Origin of the sequence: Streptomyces sp. NPDC059740, from assembly GCF_042733155.1 — a bacterium.
Taxonomy (GTDB): Bacteria; Actinomycetota; Actinomycetes; order Streptomycetales; family Streptomycetaceae; genus Streptomyces.
This window is the reverse complement of record NZ_JBHWGP010000049.1, coordinates 1-2,850: the sequence shown is the minus strand read 5'-3', so window position 1 is coordinate 2,850 and position 2,850 is coordinate 1. Positions and strand designations below refer to the sequence as shown.

At 77.7% G+C, this 2,850-nt stretch carries 2 protein-coding genes; both read left to right on the top strand.

Features of this window, described 5'->3' with window-relative positions; translation table 11 throughout:
* Positions 1–10 precede the first annotated feature (10 nt).
* Positions 11–1,453, top strand: a complete 1,443-nt coding sequence (locus tag ACFV3R_RS31445) for a formimidoylglutamate deiminase (RefSeq protein ID WP_385590296.1) — start codon at positions 11–13, stop codon at positions 1,451–1,453.
* A 102-nt stretch (positions 1,454–1,555) separates the two neighbouring features.
* On the top strand, positions 1,556–2,719 hold the full coding sequence (gene hutI, locus ACFV3R_RS31440; RefSeq protein ID WP_385590249.1) for an imidazolonepropionase: 1,164 nt from the start codon (positions 1,556–1,558) through the stop codon (positions 2,717–2,719).
* Positions 2,720–2,850: the final 131 nt, after the last annotated feature.

Below are 2,850 nucleotides of genomic sequence, written 5' to 3'. Positions count from 1 at the left end.
TCGACCCAGCATCCCGGGCGGGCCGCCCCGCCCCCCCCCCCCCCCGTCCCCCCCCCCCCCCGCCGCGCCGGGGGGGCCCCCCCCCCCCGCCACCGGGCCCGCCTACTGGCTCGAACACGCGTGGCTGGGCGAGGAGGTGGTCTCCGGCGTGCTGCTGCGGACCGCCGGCGAGCACATCGCCGAGCTGCGGACGGGGGTGGCCGCCGCCCCGGCGGGCGCCACCGCGCTGCGCGGCCTCACCCTCCCCGGGCTCGCCAACGCCCACTCCCACGCCTTCCACCGGGCGCTGCGGGCCGTCGCACAGGCGGCGCCGGCCGGCGGCGGTGCGGGCTCGGCACCGGAGTCCTTCTGGGCCTGGCGCGAGGTCATGTACGCCACCGCCACCCGGCTGGACCCCGACAGCTACTACCGGCTCGCCCGGGCCGTCTACGCCGAGATGGTCCTGGCCGGGATCACGGCGGTCGGCGAGTTCCACTACCTCCACCACTCCCCCGACGGCACCCCGTACGCCGACCCCAACGCCATGGGCCACGCCCTCGCCGCGGCGGCGCGGGACGCCGGGCTGCGCCTGACCCTGCTGGACACCGCCTACCTCTCCTCCGGGTTCGGCGCACCGCCCACCGCGGAGCAGCGGCGCTTCAGCGACGGCACCGCCGAGTCCTGGGCGGCGCGGGCGGGTGAGCTGAAGGACGGCGAGCGGCTGCGGATCGGCGCCGCGGTCCACTCGGTGCGGGCCGTCCCCGCCGAACAGCTCGCCACGGTCGCGGCCTTCGCCACCGGGCGGCAGGCGCCGCTCCACGTCCACCTCTCCGAGCAGACGGCGGAGAACGAGGCGTGCCGGGCCGCGCACGGCTGCACGCCCACCCGGCTCCTGGCCGACCACGGGGTGCTGGGCCCAGCCACCACCGGCGTCCACAACACCCACCTGACCGAGGAGGACATCGCCCTCCTCGGCGCCACCGGCACCGGCACCTGCATGTGCCCCACCACCGAACGCGACCTCGCGGACGGCATCGGCCCGGCCGTCGCCCTCGAACAGGCGGGCTCCCCGCTGAGCCTGGGCAGTGACAGCCATGCGGTGATCGACCTCCTGGAGGAGGCCCGCGCCCTGGAGCTGGACGAACGGCTGCGGACCCGGCGTCGCGGCCACTGGACCGCGGCGCGGCTGCTCACCGCCGCCACCGGCGGCGGTCACCGGGCGCTGGGCTGGCCGGAGGCGGGGCGTCTCGCCGTCGGCGCGCTCGCCGACCTCACCACTCTCAGCCTCACCTCGGTGCGCACCGCGGGCGCCGAGCCGCGCCACGGCGCCGAGACCGCGGTCTTCGCCGCGTCCGCGGCCGACGTCAGCCATACGGTGGTGGGCGGCCGGCACCTGGTCCGCGACGGCGTCCACACGACCGTGGCCGACGTGCCGGCGGAGCTCTCCCGCGCGGTCGCCGCGCTGCGCGGCTGAGCGGTTCCGCCCCTGCGTTTCCCCCGCGTCACGGGCGCCGGCCCAGGCCGGCGCCCGTGACGCTGTTCACCGGCAAACCACGACCCCAGAAAGCGTGGAGCGATGACCAGCACCACCATCACCCGCATCGCCAGCCTCGTCACCAACGACCCCGCCCTCGGCGCGGGTCCCCTCGGCGAGATCCCGGACGCCGCCGTCGTCATCGAGGACGACCGGGTGGTGTGGGCCGGGCCGGCGGGCAGTGCGCCCGAGGCCGACCACCAGGTGGACGCCGGCGGACGCGCGCTCGTCCCCGGGTACGTGGACTCCCACTCCCACCTGGTCTTCGGCGGCGACCGGACGCAGGAGTTCAACGCCCGGATGTCGGGGCGCCCGTACTCCGCGGGCGGCATCCGCACCACCGTCGCCGCGACCCGGGCCGCCACCGACGAGGAGCTCGCCGCCAACCTGGAGCGCCACCTCCAGGAGGCGCTGCGGCAGGGCACCACCACGATGGAGACCAAGTCCGGCTACGGCCTCACCGTCGCCGACGAGGCCCGCGCGCTGAGGATCGCTGCGGCCCACACCGACGAGGTCACCTATCTCGGTGCGCACGTCGTGCCCGGCGAGACGGACCCTGCCGACTACGTCGCGCTGGTCACCGGCGAGATGCTGGACGCCTGCGCGCCGCACGCCCGGTGGGTCGACGTCTTCTGCGAGGAGGGCGCCTTCGACGGCGACCAGGCCCGGGCGATCCTGACCGCCGGCCTCGCCAAGGGCCTCCAGGCCCGCGTCCACGCCAACCAGCTCACCGAGGGGCCGGGCGTGCAGCTCGCCGTCGAGCTCGGCGCCGCCTCCGCCGACCACTGCAGCCGGCTCACCGACGCCGACGTGGCCGCCCTCGCCGACGGCACGACGGTGGCGACGCTGCTGCCGGGCGCGGAGTTCTCCACCCGGCAGCCCTGGCCCGACGCCCGCCGGCTGCTCGACGCCGGGGTCACCGTGGCCCTGTCCACCGACTGCAACCCGGGCTCCTCCTACACCAGCTCCATGGCGTTCTGCCTGGCGCTGGCGGTGCGCGAGATGGGCATGACACCGGACGAGGCACTGTGGGCCGCCACCGCGGGCGGCGCTGCCGCCCTGCGCCGCAGCGACGTCGGCCGGATCGCCCCCGGCGTCCGCGCCGACCTGCTCCTCCTGGACGCACCCAGCCACGTCCACCTCGCCTACCGGCCCGGCGTCCCGCTGACCCACGCGGTGTGGCGGGCAGGCGCACGGGTGCACTGAGCCGGTGGGCGGCACGCCCCGCGCCCCGGGGCCCGTGCGGTCCGGCCTGGCCGCAGGGACCCGGGCGCGGGGCTGCGGCCATGCCGGGCCGGCCCGCCGCCCGCCGGGGCGCGGCGCGGGGTGCCCCGGGC

Excerpts from the sequence above, each read along its gene's own strand:
- hutI (WP_385590249.1), top strand. The coding sequence starts at position 1,556 with ATGACCAGCACCACCATCACCCGCATCGCCAGCCTCGTCACCAACGAC.